The sequence below is a fragment of the Streptomyces sp. NPDC102402 genome, assembly GCF_044765765.1.
Taxonomy (GTDB): domain Bacteria; phylum Actinomycetota; class Actinomycetes; order Streptomycetales; family Streptomycetaceae; genus Streptomyces.
On sequence record NZ_JBIWKR010000002.1, the window covers coordinates 87,823 to 104,565 of the forward strand.

Annotated in this window: 16 protein-coding genes; 15 read left to right on the forward strand and 1 reads right to left on the reverse strand. The window is 72.1% G+C overall.

Features of this window, described 5'->3' with window-relative positions:
* The first annotated feature begins 9 nt into the window (after positions 1-9).
* Positions 10-1,656 carry a bifunctional aspartate transaminase/aspartate 4-decarboxylase gene (locus ACIRJR_RS05175; protein ID WP_403774059.1) on the forward strand — a complete coding sequence of 549 codons (1,647 nt, stop codon included), beginning with the start codon at positions 10-12 and terminating at the stop codon, positions 1,654-1,656.
* 16 nt (positions 1,657-1,672) lie between these two features.
* On the opposite strand, the gene ACIRJR_RS05180 is transcribed toward ACIRJR_RS05175, so the two are convergent.
* Positions 1,673-1,909: a hypothetical protein gene (locus ACIRJR_RS05180; RefSeq protein ID WP_403774062.1), complete on the reverse strand. Its 237-nt coding sequence runs from the start codon at positions 1,907-1,909 to the stop codon at positions 1,673-1,675.
* A 163-nt stretch (positions 1,910-2,072) separates the two neighbouring features.
* Between ACIRJR_RS05180 and ACIRJR_RS05185 the strand changes: the two genes are divergently transcribed.
* The 14 genes from ACIRJR_RS05185 (at position 2,073) to ACIRJR_RS05250 (ending at position 16,732) form a co-directional block, all read left to right on the forward strand.
* Complete coding sequence (locus tag ACIRJR_RS05185) at positions 2,073-2,456, forward strand: cold-shock protein (RefSeq protein ID WP_329231467.1); 384 nt, start codon at positions 2,073-2,075, stop codon at positions 2,454-2,456.
* Between the two features lie 362 nt (positions 2,457-2,818).
* Positions 2,819-3,718: an ABC transporter ATP-binding protein gene (locus ACIRJR_RS05190; protein ID WP_403774065.1), complete on the forward strand. Its 900-nt coding sequence runs from the start codon at positions 2,819-2,821 to the stop codon at positions 3,716-3,718.
* Entirely contained in the window at positions 3,715-4,512 is a 798-nt protein-coding gene (locus ACIRJR_RS05195; protein WP_403774068.1) for an ABC transporter permease, read from the forward strand. Before ACIRJR_RS05190 ends, ACIRJR_RS05195 begins: the two co-directional genes overlap by 4 nt.
* A gap of 101 nt (positions 4,513-4,613) precedes the next feature.
* A complete protein-coding gene (locus ACIRJR_RS05200; protein ID WP_403774071.1) occupies positions 4,614-5,561 on the forward strand; it encodes an ACP S-malonyltransferase in 948 nt (315 codons plus the stop codon).
* Positions 5,548-7,074: a class I adenylate-forming enzyme family protein gene (locus ACIRJR_RS05205; RefSeq protein WP_403774074.1), complete on the forward strand. Its 1,527-nt coding sequence runs from the start codon at positions 5,548-5,550 to the stop codon at positions 7,072-7,074. Before ACIRJR_RS05200 ends, ACIRJR_RS05205 begins: the two co-directional genes overlap by 14 nt.
* Positions 7,055-7,309, forward strand: a complete 255-nt coding sequence (locus ACIRJR_RS05210; protein WP_403774077.1) for an acyl carrier protein — start codon at positions 7,055-7,057, stop codon at positions 7,307-7,309. Before ACIRJR_RS05205 ends, ACIRJR_RS05210 begins: the two co-directional genes overlap by 20 nt.
* 6 nt (positions 7,310-7,315) lie before the next feature.
* Positions 7,316-8,494 (forward strand): PLP-dependent aminotransferase family protein, encoded by a 1,179-nt coding sequence (locus ACIRJR_RS05215; protein ID WP_403774080.1) that lies wholly within the window; start codon positions 7,316-7,318, stop codon positions 8,492-8,494.
* Positions 8,491-10,827 carry a lantibiotic dehydratase gene (locus tag ACIRJR_RS05220; RefSeq protein WP_403774084.1) on the forward strand — a complete coding sequence of 779 codons (2,337 nt, stop codon included), beginning with the start codon at positions 8,491-8,493 and terminating at the stop codon, positions 10,825-10,827. Before ACIRJR_RS05215 ends, ACIRJR_RS05220 begins: the two co-directional genes overlap by 4 nt.
* Complete coding sequence (gene sbnA, locus ACIRJR_RS05225) at positions 10,824-11,915, forward strand: 2,3-diaminopropionate biosynthesis protein SbnA (RefSeq protein WP_403774087.1); 1,092 nt, start codon at positions 10,824-10,826, stop codon at positions 11,913-11,915. The genes ACIRJR_RS05220 and sbnA overlap by 4 nt, the downstream gene beginning before the upstream one ends.
* Positions 11,912-12,946, forward strand: coding sequence for a 2,3-diaminopropionate biosynthesis protein SbnB (gene sbnB, locus ACIRJR_RS05230; protein ID WP_403774090.1), 1,035 nt, complete (start codon positions 11,912-11,914; stop codon positions 12,944-12,946). Before sbnA ends, sbnB begins: the two co-directional genes overlap by 4 nt.
* Entirely contained in the window at positions 12,943-13,695 is a 753-nt protein-coding gene (fabG, locus tag ACIRJR_RS05235; RefSeq protein WP_403774093.1) for a 3-oxoacyl-ACP reductase FabG, read from the forward strand. The genes sbnB and fabG overlap by 4 nt, the downstream gene beginning before the upstream one ends.
* A 59-nt stretch (positions 13,696-13,754) precedes the next feature.
* Entirely contained in the window at positions 13,755-14,045 is a 291-nt protein-coding gene (locus ACIRJR_RS05240) for an acyl carrier protein (RefSeq protein ID WP_403774096.1), read from the forward strand.
* A 1-nt stretch (position 14,046) separates the two neighbouring features.
* Positions 14,047-14,598 carry a 3-hydroxyacyl-ACP dehydratase FabZ gene (fabZ, locus tag ACIRJR_RS05245; RefSeq protein ID WP_403774099.1) on the forward strand — a complete coding sequence of 184 codons (552 nt, stop codon included), beginning with the start codon at positions 14,047-14,049 and terminating at the stop codon, positions 14,596-14,598.
* 97 nt (positions 14,599-14,695) lie between these two features.
* The gene (locus ACIRJR_RS05250) at positions 14,696-16,732 is read left to right on the forward strand and encodes a GNAT family N-acetyltransferase (RefSeq protein ID WP_403774102.1); all 2,037 of its coding nucleotides are present in this window, start codon (positions 14,696-14,698) and stop codon (positions 16,730-16,732) included.
* Positions 16,733-16,743 lie beyond the last annotated feature (11 nt).

A 16,743-nucleotide genomic window follows, 5' to 3' on the forward strand; every position in this document is an offset into this window, starting at 1 on the left:
GACACCACCATGCCGAAGACGAGACTCAGCCGGGAAGAGATCCGGTCCTTCGCCCAGCTCTCCCCCTTCGAGCTGAAGGACAAGTTCATCCAGATCGCGACGGAGGCGCAGAGCGACAAGGCCGGCCAGAAGGGCACGGCCGCCGAGGCCATGCTCAACGCGGGCCGGGGCAACCCGAACTGGGTGGCCACCGGCCCCCGTGAGGCGTACCACGCGCTCGGCTACTTCGCGATCAGCGAGTCCAGGCGGGTGTGGACGGCCGACAACCTGGGCGGCATGCCGGAGGAGTCGGGGTGCGCCGCGCGCTTCGAGCACTTCGTCCGCACCAATCCGGCTCTGCCCGGCATCGAGCTGCTGAAGGCGTGCGTCGACCTGGCGGTGAAGCGCTTCGGCTTCGTGCCCGACGCCTTCGTGCACGAGCTGGCCGATTCCTCCATCGGCGACAACTACCCGGTACCGGACCGCATCCTGCGCCACACCGAGCAGATCGTGCGGGGCTACCTGGCGGACGAGATGTTCGACCACCGGCCGCCCGAGGGGCAGACGATGAGCCTCTTCGCCACCGAGGGCGGCACGGCGGCCATGTGCTACATCTTCGACTCCCTGATGAAGAACGGGATCCTGGAGAAGGGCGACCGGATCGCCCTGATGGTCCCGGTGTTCACCCCGTACCTGGAGATCCCGGAGCTGGACACCTACGACTTCGACGTGGTCCTGGTGCAGGCCAGCCTCTTCACCGAGACCGGCGTGCGCCAGTGGCGCTACCCGGCGGAGGAGATCGAGAAGCTCGCCGACCCGTCCGTGAAGATGGTCTGCTGCGTCAATCCGAGCAATCCGCCCTCGCTGGCCCTCTCCACCAGGGTCTCCGAGCAGATCGTGTCCCTGGTGGCCGAGCGCAACCCGAATCTGATCGTCGTCACCGACGACGTGTACGGGACCTTCGTGGAGGGGTTCCGCTCACTCGCCGCCGACCTGCCGCGCAACACGCTGCTCGTCTACTCCTACTCCAAGCACTACGGTGCGACCGGCTGGCGGCTCGGGGTCATCGGGCTGCACGACGACAACGTGATCGACGGGATGCTGGCCGCCCAGTCCCCGGAGCAGAGGGCACGGCTGGAGAAGCGGTACGGGACGCTGTCGCTGGAGCCGGGGAAGATCCGCTTCATCGACCGGCTCGTCGCGGACTCCCGGCAGGTGGCGCTGAACCACACGGCCGGGCTCTCGCTCCCGCAGCAGGTGATGATGGCGCTGTTCTCGCTCTTCGACATGCTGGACGAGGGCCAGGAGTACAAGCACCGGATTCGCGCCATTGTCCGGCAGCGGCTCGACCTCCTCCTGGAGGGCGTCCACATGAAGATCTCGGACGACTCGAAGCGGGCCGCGTACTACATCGAGCTGGATCTCCTGGCCGAGGCCGAACGCGTCCACGGCAAGGAGTTCGCCGCATTCCTGCAGCAGAACTACGAGCCCGTCGACCCGCTCTTCCGGCTCGCCGAGCAGACCTCGGTGGTGCTGCTCAACGGCGGGGGATTCGACGGGCCCGAGTGGTCGGTCCGGGTCTCGCTCGCCAATCTGGACGACCTCGACTACCTGAAGATCGGCCACCACCTGCGCGTCATCTTCGACGACTACGCCCAGGAGTGGCGGTCGGCGTAGGGGGCGGGGCGGGCCGCTACCTCGTCGCGGCCCGCTTCGGGGAGTTCTTCCACACCGACCGCACCACCCCGGCGGCCGCGATGAGGAAGCCCAGTCCCATCAGCATGCAGACCGCGTAGGCGACGGACGGGAACGGGTCGGTGCCCAGGAACAGCGGGGCCACGGTGACCAGCGTGGCCAGTGCGCCGACGAAGAAGACGATCGCGCCGACCTGTACGAGCCGGTCGCCTGCGCCTGAAGGAGTAGTACTCACCCGGCCAGGGTAGTTCCCCGCTCGGCGGAACCGGTCGGCGACGTCTTGTGTCCGGCCCCCGGGCCATTAGCCTGGGACACGGCGGGTCACAGACCCGCTGTACTGCTATCCGGAGCCTTTTCGGCTCTCCCGCACACCGACGAGTACGAGGACGAGGACAGACGTGCCCACGGGTAAGGTCAAATGGTTCAATTCGGAAAAGGGCTTCGGCTTCCTCTCGCGTGACGACGGCGCCGACGTCTTCGTCCACTCCTCCGTACTCCCGGCCGGCGTCGAGGCGCTCAAGCCCGGTCAGCGCGTCGAGTTCGGTGTGGTCGCGGGCCAGCGCGGTGACCAGGCCCTCTCCGTGGTGATTCTCGACCCCACCCCGTCGGTCGCCGCCGCGCAGCGGCGCAGCCCGGACGAGCTGGCGTCGATCGTGCAGGACCTGACGACGGTGCTGGAGAACATCACGCCGATGCTGGAGCGGGGCCGCTACCCCGACAAGGCCGCCGGTGCGAAGATCGCGGGCCTGCTGAGGGCGGTCGCGGACCAGCTCGACGTCTGACCGGCCGACGGCCCGCGGGTTCCCGCGCACGGCGGTCCCGCCGAGCCGTCCGGTGTCCCCGGCGGCGCGGCGTACGACCGTCGCGATCCGGCCGGTCCGGACCGGACCATGACAGGCCGGGTCCCCACCACACGTGGTGGGGACCCGGCCTGTCGCATGTGCGCCCGCCCCGCGGCCACCCCCCGACCTCCCGGGGACAGGGCGCGGATAGGCGGGGAGTAGCGGCTCCGGTCCGGACGGATAGCGGCGCGCGGAAGAGTGTTTTCCGCCAGCCGGCGTCGACCGAATCGTGAGGCCTTCCGATGATGACCGAATCCCGAGTCCGCCCCTCAGCGGGAGGAGGTGCGCCGGAGGACGTCGCCTTGCTCGGGACGGTCGTCAAGCGCTTCTCCAACGCCAAGGGCGAGGACTTCACCGCCGTCGACGGGCTGGATCTGCGGATCCGGCGCGGTGAGATCGTGGCGTTCCTCGGCCCGAACGGCGCCGGGAAGTCGACGACCATCGACCTGCTCCTGGGCCTGACCCGGCCCGACTCCGGGACGGTCGAGCTGTTCGGCCAGGAGCCGCAGCACGCGGTGCGGGCCGGACGGGTCGCCGCCGTCATGCAGTCGGGCGGGCTGCTTCCCGACCTGACGGTCGGGGCCACGGTGCACATGCTCGGTTCGCTGCACCCCGGTGCCGACCCCGACCGGTGCATGAGCAGGGCCGGCATCACCGGACTGCGCGACCGCAAGGTCTCCGCGTGCTCGGGCGGTGAGCAGCAGCGGCTGCGGTTCGCGGTGGCGCTCCTGTCCGACCCCGAGTTCCTGGTGCTGGACGAGCCGACGGCCGGAATGGACGTGGCTGCCCGCCGGGAGTTCTGGGCGGCCGTCCGGGAGGACGCCGGGCGGGGCATGACCGTCATGTTCGCCACGCACTACATGGAGGAGGCGGACCAGTTCGCCGACCGCGTGGTGATGATCGACCACGGCGCGGTCGTGGCCGACGGCTCGGCCTCCTCGGTCCGCGCGGCGACCAGCGGGCGCACGGTGTCCGCCGTGATCACCCCGCAGGACGCCGAGGCGGTGGCCGCCTCACCCGGTGTCCGCTCCTGCACGGTGCGCGGTGACCGTCACTTCTTCGACTGCTCCGACTCGGACACCGTGCTGCGGTTGCTCGTCGGACGGACACGCGCGAGCGAGATCGAAGTGACCCCACGCAGCCTCGAAGAGGCGTTCATGGCCATCACCCAGCAGGACCGCGGCGCCCGGGAGGGACTGTGACCACCACGCTCACGCAGACGGAGACGGGCTCCCGGGGGCCGGTCCTCGGCGGGGTCAACGCCACGTTCATCGGGTACGAGCTGCGCCGGCGCTTCAACCGGCAGACGACGATCTTCACGTTGCTGCTGCCGGCGGTGCTCTACCTCGCCCTGTTCCGGACCGGCCCGGACGACGCCTCGCTGCCGCACGGGAACTTCGCCGCGTGGATGATGTGCGGTCTGGCCGTGTACGGCGCCGGGACCGCGGCCATCAGCTCCGCGGCCACGATCTCGGTCGAGCGGTCCGTGGGCTGGATGCGCACCATCGCGCTGAGCCCGCTCACCCCGCCGGGCTATCTGCTCGTCAAGGTGCTGTGCTCGGTGCTCATGGCCGGGGTCCCGGTGATCATCGTCGGCGTCCTCGGGCTCGTCACCGGGGCGCGGGCGGACGCGACGGTGTGGGTGACGGCCCTGCTCGTCGCATGGCTGGGAGCGGCGGTCTTCGCGGCACTCGGCATCGCGATGGGGCTGGCGATGAAGCCCGATGTGGTCATGCATATGCCGGGGCTGACCATGACGGCGCTCGCGTTCCTCGGTGACCTCTTCATCCCGCTCAGCGGGATCATGCTGGAGATCTCGCGCTACACCCCGATGTACGGGGTGGCGACCCTCGCCCGGTACGCCCTCACCGACGGTTACGCCTTCAGCGGTGAGCACTCCAGCCTCACCGGGGCCGTGGTCAACGTCGTCGCCTGGTTCGCCGCGTTCTCGTTCATGGCGGTCCGAAGGTTCGCCAGGAGCACCGGCCGGCAGTAGGGGCCGCGTCACGCCGGCAGCACATCCCGGAGCTGCGGTTCTTCACCGTTCGCGGGCCGACGGGCCGCGCAGGGGTACTCGACACAGGGGGGATAGAACACATGTTCGCAATCATCGCGCCAGGCCAGGGGTCCCAGACCCCCGGCATGCTGGCCGGCTGGCTCCGGGACCCGGAGTGCGCCGCCGCGGTACGGCAGTGGTCCCAGGCATCGGGCTGCGATCTGGCCCATCTGGGCACCAAGGCCTCGGCGGCCGAGATCGCACGGACGGAGAACACCCAGCCGCTGCTCGTCGCCCAGGGGCTGCTGGCCCACGGCGCTCTGACGGGCCGTCTGCCCGACGGGGCGGCCGTGGTGGCCGGCCACTCGGTCGGAGAGCTCACCGCTGCGGCGTACGCGGGTGTCCTGGACCCCGCCGACGCCGTACGCCTCGCCGCCGTACGCGGCAGGGCCATGGCGGAGGCCTGTGCGGGCACACCGACCTCCATGGCGGCCGTGGTCGGCGGGGACGAGCCGGAGGTGCTCGCCCACCTCTCCGCTCTCGGGCTGAGCGCCGCCACCCACAACGGCCCCGGCCAGATCGTGGCCGCCGGGACGTCCGGCCGGATCGGGCGGCTGCTGGCCGATCCGCCCCGCGGGGCCACGGTCCGGGAACTGCCGGTCGCGGGGGCGTTCCACACCCCGCACATGGAGCAGGCCCGGCAGGCCTTCGCCGACGCCGCGGCGGCCACCCGCTTCGCCCCACCGCGCCAGATCCTCCTCTCGAACACCGACGGAGCCGCGGTCACCCCGCCCGACGAGATACGCCGACGGCTCGTCGAGCAGGTGGTGCGGCCGGTGCGCTGGGACCTGTGCATGGACGCCCTGGCCCGCACCGCGCCCCGGGCGGTGTTCTCGACTCCGCCGGCCCGCACGCTCGCCGGAATCCTGAAGCGCCGGTACCCCGCGCTCGACGTGGTGTCCGTGAACACCCCGCGGGACCTCGTGAAGGCAGCAGCCCGGCTCGACGCAGGCGCCGCGAGAACGGAGCCGGCCCGTGCTGGTGTCTGACCTCATCGACCGCCCCCGCTCCCAGCGCCCCGGGCACACCGCCGTCATCGACACCGAGGGCTCCTGGACCTACGGCGAGCTCGGCGCCGCCGTCGACCGCGCGACCGGATGGCTGCGCGGCCGGGGCATCGCCCCCGGACAGCGGGTCGTCTACGCGGGCGGCAACGACCGCGCCTTCCTCGCCCTGCTCTACGCCACCCTCCGCGTCGGTGCCGTCTTCGTCCCCGTACACCCCGAGCTGACGGACACACAGACCGCCGGCATCGTCGAGGACTGCTCCGCCGCCCTGGCGATCTGTCCGCCGGGCGCGGGCACAGGCGCCGGGGCCACCGTCACCGCGACGGTGGCGCACCGGGAGATCGAGGGCGCCGCTCCCGACCTCCGGCGTGCCGAACTGCCCGACACCGCCGTCGCGATGCTCATCTACACCTCCGGTACCACCGGCCGCCCCAAGGGGGTCGTCTGCCCCCACCGGCAGATGACCGCCGCGCTCCACGCGGTCAACGCCTGCCTGGGCTACCGCCCGGACGACGTGGTGCTCTGCCGGCTCCCGCTCTCCTTCGACTACGGGCTCTACCAGGCGCTGCTCTGCGCGCTGACCGGCGGCACCCTGGTGCTGACCGGGCGGGCCCAGGACGTCGGACTGCTGCGGCTCATCGAACGGCACGGTCTGACCGTGGTCCCTCTGGTGCCGTCGCTCGCCCAGATCCTCACCCTGCTCCAGCGCAAGCTCCGCAGGCCCACGAAGGTCCGGCTGTTCACGAACACCGGAGCCCGGCCCGGCCGGGCGGTCATGGCCGAACTGCTGGAGGTCTTCCCCGGCTCGGAGTTCGCCTCGATGTACGGGATGACCGAGTGCAAGCGCATCTCGATCCTGGACCCCGCCGAATACGCCGCCCACCCCGACTCGGTCGGCCGGCCCATCCCCGGTGACCACGTCCGGATCGTCGGACCGGACAAGCGGACCCTCGGACCGGGAGAGACCGGCGAGATCGTCGTCCACGGGACCACGGTGATGGACGGCTACTGGCGGATCCCGATCGAGGAGCAGAACCGATTCGTCCGGCGTGCGGACGGATCACTCGAACTGCATTCCGGCGACCAGGGCTACCTGGACGAAGAGGGCCGTCTCCACTTCGTCGGCCGCGACGACGACATCATCAAGCGCCGCGGCGTCCGCATCGGACTGACCGAGATCGAGAGCGCCGCCGAGCACATCCCCGGCGTGACCGCGGCGGTCGCCCTGAAGCCCGAACCCGAGGACGGGCCGCTGCGGCTCGCGGTACGCAGCCGTCTGACGCCGGAGGAGATCCGCACCCACCTCGCGCGCCGGCTGGACCGCGCCCGGCTCCCCGACCTGATCATCCCGCTCGACGCCGTGCCCCTGACCGCGAACGGCAAGCCGGACCGCGCGGCCACCCAGCGCCTGATCGACTCCCCGGCCCACGCCGGGGAGACGGACACGCCCCCCTTCGCACAGACGAGGACCACCCATGAACCAGTCGCAGTTTGACCAGCTCGTCGAGGAGATCTGCTCCGTGACCGTCAAGGATTCCGAGACCCCGCTCGTCGACCTCGGCGTCGACTCCCTGCACACCGTCGCCCTGGTGATGGCCGTCGAGGAACGGTTCGGCATCGAGCTCGACCCCGAGGCACTCGCCGACCCGTCCCTCACCTCGTCGGCCGGTCTCTGGCGCTCGGTGCAGGCACGCCTCGCCGCGTCGCTGCCCGCGACGGCCGGGAGCTGACGACCCATGTGGACCACCACCAGAACCACCGCGGAGATGCCGCGCCTGTTCGAGCGGGGAGGTGACCTCATCTCCTTCGCCGGCGGCCTGCCGGACCTCGACGTGCTCCCACTGGAGGAGATATCGGGCCAGCTGTCCCGCCTGGTGCGGCTCGGCGGGAAGATCACCTTCCAGTACAGCACCCCGCACGTGCCCAAGGCCCTGGTCCCGGCGATCGCCGACCTCATGGACCGCGAGGGGGCGCGCGTACCGGCCGAGGAGCTGATCCCGACCGGAGGGTCCCAGGCGGGGCTGATGACCGTAGCCCTGGGCCTGGCCTCACCCGGTGAGACCGTCCTGTGCCAGACGCCCGCCTACCCGGGGGCCACCGCCGCCTTCCGCACCGCAGGCCTCCGTCCGTGCGGTGTCCCCGAGGACCCGTACGGCATGGACCCCCGGGCACTGCGGGAGACCGTGGAGCGTCTGCGGGCCGACGGGCGGACCGTACGGCTGCTGTACTGCAACCCGACGCACCAGAACCCGACCGGCCGCACCCTGTCCCAGGAGCGCAGGACCGCGCTGATCGCGGTCTGCCGGGAGCTGGACCTCCTGATCGTCGAGGACAACCCCTACGGCCTGCTCTCCTTCGACGGCACGTGCGTCACCTCGATGAAGGCGCTCGCCCCGGACCACGTCGTCTACCTCGGCACCTTCTCCAAGGTCTTCGCCCCCGGGCTGCGCTGTGGCTGGATCGCCGCGCCGGCGCGTCTCACGCAGAACCTCCGCTCCACCACGGAGGTGATGACGCTCTCCCCGTCCGCGCTCGCCCAGTCCGCGCTCGCCACCTTCTACGCACGCAACGGGTGGACGGAGACGATCGACGGCTACCGGCGCGGCTACCTGGAACGCTGCACCCGGATGGCCGACGCCCTCGACGCGGAACTCGGCCCCGACGGCCCCTGGGAGTGGCAGCGCCCGGACGGCGGTTTCTACATCTGGCTGCGGCACCGCGACGGCACCGACACCGGCCGGTTCACCGAGGCCGCGGCCCGGCACGGGGTGTCCTTCGTGCCCGGAAGCCACTTCTCCGTCGACGGCGAGCACGCCGACGGACTGCGGCTCTGCTTCAGCCACGTACCGCTCCGGCGCATGGACGAAGGCGTGTCGCGGCTCGCCGCCGCACTCCGGGAAGGGGCGGGCCGATGACCGCCACCCTGGAGACGGTCCGCCCCTTCGACTGGTCGTCCTGCACCCCGTCGTACGCGCTGGCGGACACCGAATGGCGGGTCTGGGGCGTCGGGATGCTCCGCAGCGCCGGCTTCCCCGTCTCCGGTCTGCACCGGATAGGCGGCCCGCGCGCCGCGGAGGCGGCGGCCCTCCACGCCGAAGGCGCCGCGGACCACGCCGAGTTCGTCGCCCGGTACGAGAGCGACTACGCCGCCGAGGCCGCCCGGCTTGCCCGGATCGCCGGGGACGAACGGGTGCGCACGGCCATCGCCTGGCAGAACCGCGGTGTCTACCGGATCCTCGACTCGCTGGTGCGCGGCACCGCCAAGGGCGCCAAGCGCAGGGAACGCGAACGCACCCTCGCCATGTACTGGATGCGGTACGGCGCCAAGGCCGACACCATCGGCTTCTTCGGGCCCGCCTCCTGGATCTCCGTGGGCCAGGAGCGGCGCGCCCTCGACTTCACCCCGGGGCCGTCGCTGACCGCACGGAGCCGGGTCTTCCTCGAACGCTGGGCGGTCGCCGCCCTGGCCGAGTGGATGACCGAGCAGCCGGGCGCCCGCTGGTGGTTCCCGCCGGTGCTGCGGCCGGACGTCCACCTCGACGGCGACCGGCTCACCCTCCCGGGCGGCCGTTCGGCGCGGCTGCGCGACGACGAGGTCCGGGTACTGCGCCACGCGGACGGCGAGCGCAGCGCCCAGGGGATCGTGGACGCGCTCGTGGACGGGCAGGGGTGGGAACTGTCCGACGCCGTGAAGCGCGTGGACCGCGCCCTGAACCGGCTGCTGCGGCAGCGGGTCCTCAGCTGGGACGCCAACATCCCCGTCGACCTGTGGGCGGAGGAGACCCTGCGCCGGCGCGTCGACGCGATCGGCGACCCCGCGCTGTTCGTCCGCTTCGACGCGGTCCTCACCGAACTCGCCCGGCTGCGGGAGCGGATCGGGCAGGCCCCCGACGCGGAGGCGCTCACCGCCGCGCTCGACCTGCTGGACGACTTCTTCGTCCGTACGACCGGCCGGTCCGCGTCCCGGGAGGAAGGCAAGACGTACGCCGGGCGCACCCTGTGCTTCCAGGACACCCTGCGCGACTGCCGCACCTCGCTCGGGCAGGACTTCTTCGCCCCGATCGCCCGCCCGCTGGCCGTCGCGGCCGATGCGGCGGACTGGTTCGGCGACCGGCTGTCCCGGCTCGTCGAGGACCAGGTCGCCGAGCTCGTACGCACCGCGGCGGCACGGCACGGCAGGGTGACCCTCGCGGACGTCTGGCCCCAGGTGCTCGGCATGTTCTGGGGGGACGACCCGGCCGCTGTGCGGACCGCGACACGCGAACTCGCCGAGAAGTGGCGCGAGGTCGTCGCGCTCGGCCCGGCGGAGAGAGGGGCCGCGCGGGTGAGCCTGCCGGTCGACGCGATCGAGGACCGGGCGCGGGCGGCGTTCGCCGTCGACCCGGCCCGGCCGCGCCCCGCCTCGGTGCACAGCCCGGACCTCCAGGTGGTCGCCCGGTCGGTGGACGCCGTCAACTCCGGCGATTACACGGTCGTCCTGGGGGAGATGCACGCCTGCCTCGCCACCCTCGACCTGCCGTTCCTGGAGTGGACGGCCGACGGTGAGTCGCTCCGGGACAAGGTGAACCGGGCGCTCGGCGCACCCAGGATGGTCCCGCTGCTGCCCACCAACTGGCGCCGCAACAGCGGCCGGATGGTGCCCGCGCCGATCGGCGTGGGGGACCGGCTGATCGGATTCACCCGGGCCCCGTTCGGCGACCGCTCCCGCGTAGACCCGGCCGCGGCCGTCGTCCTGGCGGAGGAGGACGGCACGGTCACCGCGACCACGCCCGACGGCCGGGTGTGGAGCATCCCGGAACTCCTCGGTGTGCTCGTGTCGATCATCGCCGCCGACGCCTTCAAGATCGGTCTCGACCACGCCCACACCCCCCGCGTCACCGTCGACAAGCTCGTGCTGTTCAGGGAGACCTGGCGGCTGCCCGCCGCCGGGATCCCGCCGGCCGCCAAGGCGGACCGGCACGCCGACTACCTGGCGGTGCGCCGCTGGGCGACGGACAACGGGCTGCCCGACAGGGCCTTCGTCAAGTTCCCCGAGGAGACCAAGCCGTCGCTGGCCGACTTCACCAGCCCGGCGCTGGTGCTCTCCTTCGTGAACACCGCCCGCAGGGCCCTCAGGGCCGACCCGGCCGCCGTCGTGACCATCAGCGAACCCCTGCCGGCCCCGGAGGACTCCTGGCTGCCGGACGCCGACGGCGAGCGCTACGTCAGTGAACTGCGGCTCCAGATCAGCAGAGAGATGGTGTCATGACGCTCGTCGCCCCCGCCGGGACCGCACTGGCGGCGCCCCCGGCCCATCACCCGAAAGCCGACATCGTCCAGACGATCGGCGGGACCCCGCTCGTCGCCCTCGACCGGCTCTTCCCTCCGGCGGAGTTCCAGGTCTACGGCAAGTGCGAGCGGTTCAACCCCGGGGGAAGCATCAAGGACCGCGCCGCCAGGTCGATGATCGAGCACGCGATCTGGACCGGCCGGCTGGTGCCCGGAGTCTCCACGGTCGTCGAGTCGTCGTCGGGCAACCTCGCCATCGCCCTGGCCCAGCTGTGCAACTTCCACCGGCTCGGACTGGTCTGCGTCGTCGACCCCCGCACCACCGCGCAGAACACCTCGATCATGAGGGCGTACGGGGCCCGGGTCGAGGTCGTCGACCGGGACCCGGCCACCGGGGAGTACCTGCCGGCTCGCATCGGCCGGGTCCAGGAGCTGCTGGAGAGCATCCCGGACGCCTACTGGCCCAACCAGTACGCCAACGAGTACAACGCCCGCGCACACCACTCCACCATGAGCGAGATCTGCGAGGCCCTGCCCGGCGGCCCCGACTACCTCTTCCTCGCCGCCGGCACCTGCGGCACCCTGCGGGGCTGCGCCGAGTACATCCGCGACCACGAGCTGCGCACCCGGATCGTGGCGGTGGACGCGGTGGGCAGCGTCATCTTCGGCCCGCCGGAACCCTGGGAACGCGGCCACCGGCGTTCGATACCCGGGCACGGCGCCGCGGTCGTGCCTCAGCTGCTCCTGCCGGGCCTGGCCGACCGCGTGGTCAAGGTCACCGACGCGGACTGCGTACGCGGCTGCCGGCGGCTCCTGGCGGCCGAATCCGTCCTGGCGGGCGGTTCCTCGGGTGCCGTCATGGCCGCGCTCGCGGGAGCCGCCTCATGGATCGAGCCGGGCGCCACCTGCGTCGCGGTGCTCCCCGACGGCGGCGACCGCTACCTCGACACGGTCTACGACGACGGCTGGGTCGACGCGGAGTTCCCCGGACTCCTCGACGAACTCCGGCTCACCCACCACTCCGTCCTCCGGGACGGCATCACCCACGACGAGAGAAGCGAACGTTGAGAATCCTCGGCCGCGACGACGTCCGGGCCGCGCTGGACGGCCTGGAGACCACCGTGCTGGACGCGGTGCGCACCGCCTACCTCCTGCACGGCCGCGGCCGGTCGCAGGTGCCGTTCTCCACCTTCCTGCGACCGCCCGAGACCCCCGGATCGCGCATCATCTCGCTCCCGGCGCATCTGGGCGGCCCGGCGCCGGTCATGGGCCTGAAGTGGATATCGTCCTTCCCCGCCAACGTCGAGCAGGGACTCCAGCGCGCCTCGTCGCTGCAGATCCTCAACGACCTCGAGACCGGTTACCCCTCCGCCCTCCTGGAAGGCAGCCAGATCTCCGCCTCCAGGACCGCGGCGAGCGCGGCGCTCGCCGCCCGCGCACTGCACGGCGACCGCGAGGTGCGCACCGTGGGCCTGGTCGGATGCGGCACCATCAACCACCGCGTCGCCGCCTATCTGACGCTGACGCACCCCGCCGTCGAGACCGTCGTCCTCCAGGACGCCGTGCCCGGCAGGGCCGAGGCCCTCGCCTCCGAACTCGCGGACGTTCACCCGGGGATCACCTTCCGGGCGGGCAGCCTCACCGAGGCCCTCGGCGCGCAGACGGTGTCGGTCGCGACGACCGACTCGAGCTACTGGCTCGACCTCGCGGACTTCCCCGGGCGCCCGGACGGCCAGGTGATCCTCCACCTTTCGCTGCGGGACCTGAGCACCTCGTCGGTGCTCGGCGCGTACAACGTCGTCGACGACACCGAGCACACCGTGCGCGAACAGACCTCCCTGCACCGCGCCGAACAGGAGACGGGACACCGCGACTTCGTCCGTGCCGAGATCGCCGACGTCCTCGAAGGCACCGTCACGCCCCCGGAGACGGGCACCGTCGTCTTCTCGCCGTTCGGACTGGGCATCCTCGACCTCGCGGTCGCGGACGCGGTCCTCACCGAGGCGTCCCGCACCGGGATCGGCAGTGAGGCCGCCGGCTTCGACCCCGGCAGCCACCGGGTCACCGGCGCCGCGGCCACCGCGGGGAGGGCGGCATGAGCGGCCTCTTCGCCGAGGGCACCAGGGCCCTCGTCACCGGCGCCTCACGCGGCATCGGGGCGGCCGTCGCCGTCGCCCTGGCCGAACAGGGCTGTGACGTGGCGATCAACTACCGCGCCAGTGAGGCGAAGGCCGAGGAGGTCGCCGCCCGGGTGCGGGATCTCGGCAGGCAGGCGCTGCTGCTGAAGGCGGACGTCTCCGACGAGGCCCAGGTCACCGCGATGTACAAGGAGCTGCGCGTGCGGTGGGGCTCTCTCGACGTCGCTGTCCTCAACTCGGGGATCACCGCGGACGGCCATCTGGCGGCGATGTCCAGCACGAAGTGGAACGAGGTCGTCTCCACCAACCTCACCGGAGCGTTCCTGACCGCCCGTGAGGCCACCAAGCAGATGTACGGCGGCGGTGGCGCGCTCGTGTTCATCGCCTCCACCAGCGGGATCGCGGGCCGCGCCGGCCAGGCCAACTACGCGGCCAGCAAGGGCGGGGTGATCGCCCTGGCGAAGACCCTGGCCCAGGAGGGCGCGCCGCGCGGCATCCGCGTCAACGTGGTCGCGCCCGGCTTCATCGACACCGACATGGTCAAGAAGGTGCCGGGCGCGCAGATGAAGGAGGCCCTCCAGGCCATCCCTCTGGGCCGCATGGGCGAACCGGCCGAGGTCGCCCAGGCCGCGGCCTTCCTGGCGGGCCCCGCCGCCTCGTACATCACCGGCAAGGTCCTCACCGTCGACGGCGGGATGATCCCCGGCTGAACCCGGCCGACCACCGGTCTCTTCGCACCACCCATCCAAGCAACCCGAGAGGAACACCCATGTCCGTCGCCACCTTCGAGGACGTCCGCAGCCAGGCAGAGGCCCGGCTCGAGAAGAACATGAAGGTCAAGTCCATGATCATCGACCGTCTCGGCCTGGACGTCGAGCCGGTCCTGGTGTCCGACAACCAGCCGCTCTTCGGCCGCGGTCTGGAGATGGACTCGCTCGACACGCTGGAGATCGTCGTGATGGTCAACAACGAGTACGACGTGCTCATCAGCGACGACGACTTCGAGGCCTTCGGCTCCATCAACTCCCTGGTCGACTTCGTCGAAGCCCGCGAGGTCTGACATGACGGTCATACAGGAGAGATCCGGGGCGGCCGCACCCGCGGCCGTGGCGAAGCCGGCCCCCAGGAGGTTCAGCTACTCCTCGGACGACATCAAGCGGATGCTGCCGCACCGCTGGCCGATGCTGATGATCGACCGGGCCCACGACGTGGTCCCCGGGGTGTCCGGACGCGGGGTCAAGAGCGTCTCGGTCAACGAACCCTTCTTCGCCGGGCACTACCCCGACCACTCGATCATGCCCGGCGTGATGATCGTCGAGGCGATGGCCCAGCTGGTGGCCGTCGTGTACGTCGCGGAGATCGTCGAGTCCGGTGCGCCGGGCGGCGACCCGTCCGAGGGCGTCGGCTACCTGGGATCCATCAGCTCGATGAAGTTCTCCCGGCTGGTCGTCCCCGGCGACCAGCTGCAGCTGGAGGCCAAGCTCGGCCAGCGCCTGGGCGGGCTGCGACAGGTCTCCGTGCGGGCCACGGTCGGCTCGGAGACCGCCGCGTCCGGATCGCTGATCGTCACCACGGAGCGCAAGCCGCAGGCACGGACCGCCGCCCGGACGTGAGCGCGGCGTACCCCGGCGGCCCGGCCGCTCCGGCGCGGCCACCGGACATCCCCGCGCTACCCGCCCATCCCACGACACGAAAGCAAGGAGGTGTGGAATGACCGTCACGATCCGCCCGTACGAGGAGGGCGACGCCGAGGACATCGCGAGGCTCTACGGCCGCCACCGCGACAACCCCAACCCGGTGGCCGGCGGGATCAGCGGCGCGGAACTGGCCCGCGAGCTCGCCGAGCGCGACACGGCCACGTTCCTCGTAGCCCTCGACGACGGGCGGCCGGTGGGCACCTTCGGCCTGTTCCACAACACCGGCCGGCGCTCCGCCCGGGCCGGGGAGCTCATCGCCGACATGTTCTTCGTCGCCCCTGCCTACCGCAACGGCGTCATCACCGGCCGGCTCTTCACCGAGGCCGTCGAGTGGATGATGCGCACCGGCTGCCTGGTGCTGAGACTCACCGTCAACCCCGCCAACTCCGTGGCGTTCCGGCTCTACCGGAGGGTGGGCTGCGTCTCCGTCGGGCAGACCGTGCCCGGCGAGGACGGCAACGTCGAGCTGCACAACTACATCCCGCTGATCCTGCGCAGCGTCTTCGCCGACCTGGACGACGGGGTGCGGGCGGCGCTCGGCGGACTGAGCAGCTTCGGCACCGTCACCCAGGCCCGGGCCGACGAACTGCGCACCGACGTCGTGGTGGCCGAGGGCATCCGTACGGTCGCGTACGGCCTGGCCCTCGGGGACTACCGGCTCGGCGCCACGGTCGACGTCGACCGTGGCCGCGTCCTCGCGGCGGAGATCACCGGCCCCGACGGGACCGCCCGCCCGCTGCGCATCACGGAACCCCCGTACGAGATACGGGAGTCCCGGCATGCCGGACCGCACGGCTTCACCGACGGCGGGCTGACCTGCGAGGTCGACGGCGACGACGGGACCGTGCGGGTGTTCGCCCCAGGCCACCACGGGCCGCTGTCCGTCTCCACCTGGCCGGGCTGCCGGCCGGACCGGCAGGCGGGCTGGCGCGAGGGTGAGCCGCTGGACCTGCGGATCGTCCCCGTGGAGCACGGGGTACGGATCTCCGAAACCCACGGGGACGACGTGGTCACCGGCACGGTCACCCTCACCGGCGGGGTCCTGGGCCAGGACTTCACCTTCACCGGCAGGCCCGGCAGGGTCTTCCAGACCATCGGGCTCCGGCAGGGCACCCTCGTCCTGCCCGGACCGGACGGCGGCCCCGCCGAAGAGCACCCCCTCGGCCTCGGCCTCGGGGTGCGCGACTCCTCGGAGGTCGTCGCGGCCTCTCCGACCGCTCCCTCCGGTTCCACGCTCGCCTGGCAGGGCGCCGGCACCCGGATCCAGGTGCCGGCCGAGCAGCGGGTCCGGCTGATCCACAGCACCCTGCTGGAGCGCCGGCCGGAGCCGGGCGCCGACGGGGTGGCACGCCTGCGCACCGTGTTCGACACGCGGGCGGCGGCACGGCGCCCGCTGCCTCCCGTCGCCGCGGGAACCGGTGCGGGGGACCGCCGGCCGGTGATGGACGCCGCGGCCGGGGGCGTCACCGCGTGGCGTGAGGGCGGCACCAGGGTGCTGCGCAGCCCCCATCCGCGTACCCGGGCGTTCGGCTGCAACCCGGCCTGGTCCGCCGGGATGTGGGTCACCCCCGAGCGAAGCCGCTCCAGCCGCGCCAGCGGTCTCGGCTGGGGGGTGCACCTGAACGCCGACTGGGCCGAGAAGCACGCGCTCGGACTGTACGACGCGGGGCGGGGGATCGGCTGGGACGTCACCGCCCCCGGCGACGGGCCACTCCGCGTCGACGTACGCGCCCCGTCCACCGAGGACGACACCGTCCTCTGGATCACCCCGGACACCGCGGCCCGGACGACCGCGGTGATCGACTCCGCCGGCACCAGGTGGGAGCTGGACTCCCGGGACTTCCGGCAGGTGTGGGCCTCGGCTGCCTCGGTCCGGCTGTCGGACGGCAGCTGGCTCGACTGCCGGCCGGGCGGAACACCGTCGGACGACGCGGAGATCGTGCTCCGCACCACCTCGTCAGGTCTGCTCATCGGCTGCGTGGCGGCCGGGACCCCGGACGGCGTCACCGCCACCTGGCACCTGGCCGTCCGGCAGGAGCCCGGGCTCTGAGCCCCGGCCCC